1 protein-coding gene is annotated in these 1,218 nt (G+C 27.3%); it reads right to left on the reverse strand.

Annotation, left to right across the window (positions count from 1 at the left end):
• Positions 1-77: 77 nt before the first annotated feature.
• Complete coding sequence (locus K1J10_RS10495) at positions 78-1,037, reverse strand: type II TA system antitoxin MqsA family protein (protein WP_223357329.1); 960 nt, start codon at positions 1,035-1,037, stop codon at positions 78-80.
• Positions 1,038-1,218: the final 181 nt, after the last annotated feature.

Raw genomic sequence — 1,218 nt, forward strand, 5'->3', positions numbered from 1 at the left:
TTTATGCTGTTTTTCGCAATTCTAGTATATCAGATGAACGTGTCTTTTGTGTTGCACTTCATTTTACAACAGGGCAACTATTTATAAATTAAAGTTCTTGCATAATCATATGGAATTACTTGCTTTAATCTAGTTTCAATCCAGGCTTTCTCTTCATGTGATTTATTACTAATTGTTTGAGCATTATCATTTTTAAATTTTAATAGAACTTTATTTAACACCTCCAACTCATCTTCATTTAATTCTGTTATTTCTTCATCACATGTTATAAACTCACCTTGCTCATTTGGAAATAAATGCCAACGAATTTTTTCTTCATCACTCAAAAGCCCATATAATATTTCAGACTTTTTAGGGACTGGTCCATAGTGGTCATGGATATAAGTCATACCAGTAATCGAAGTAGTATATTCATAAAAATACGAAAAATCTGAATAAAATAGCAATTTATTTAGTTTTGTTTTGGATAACATAGTAATATTATTTGCAAAAAATGAAATTACCTGAATCACTTTATTTATATTAAATTTATTGAAACCATTATTAATATTTTCTTTATCATCATCAAATAATGTTTGTACAATAGCTCTATCAGATTCGTTACTATTTTCTAATTCTTCAATTCTAGCTAAAAATTCTCTTTGAGTCTTTTCATCTAGTTCTTCTTTCACAGAATTGAAAAGTTCCAACATTTTTTTAGTATTATTTTTTAAATTTTTAATAAAATTACTATTAGTTTTTGTAGGAATAGCTCCATTTTCATATCTAGTCACAGTCGCTTGGCCTAATCCAGTTATTGTTGCAAATGCTCTTTGTGATAGACAAAAATATTTCCTTATACTCTTTATATCTTCACTAGAAATAATATCATTATTTTCTCTATAAATATTAAATGCTATATTAATTGCTTTATTATCTAGTTCGCGGTCAAAAACCTTATCATTTGTTTCTTCGTCGAATCTAAAGTCAGAAGTTACTTCAATTTCTTGACCTTTAACAGTGAATATTTCTGTATCTGTTTTTACAATAGTTTTCAATGTTTTTTCCTCCTATATCAATTTTACCAATTTTTGTATGGTAAAGAAAACGGTCCAGATGATGGTTTAAAAGATAGCACCTTACACTTTTTATCGTTTCCTATTTTTATTTTTGATAAATTGCAAGAATAAGTGCAACATTTACTTGAACTCATCCTCTAGAGCTTCACAAGCAGTTCTG

It is taken from the genome of Streptococcus australis (genome assembly GCF_019930045.1).
GTDB classification, from domain to species: domain Bacteria; phylum Bacillota; class Bacilli; order Lactobacillales; family Streptococcaceae; genus Streptococcus; species Streptococcus australis_D.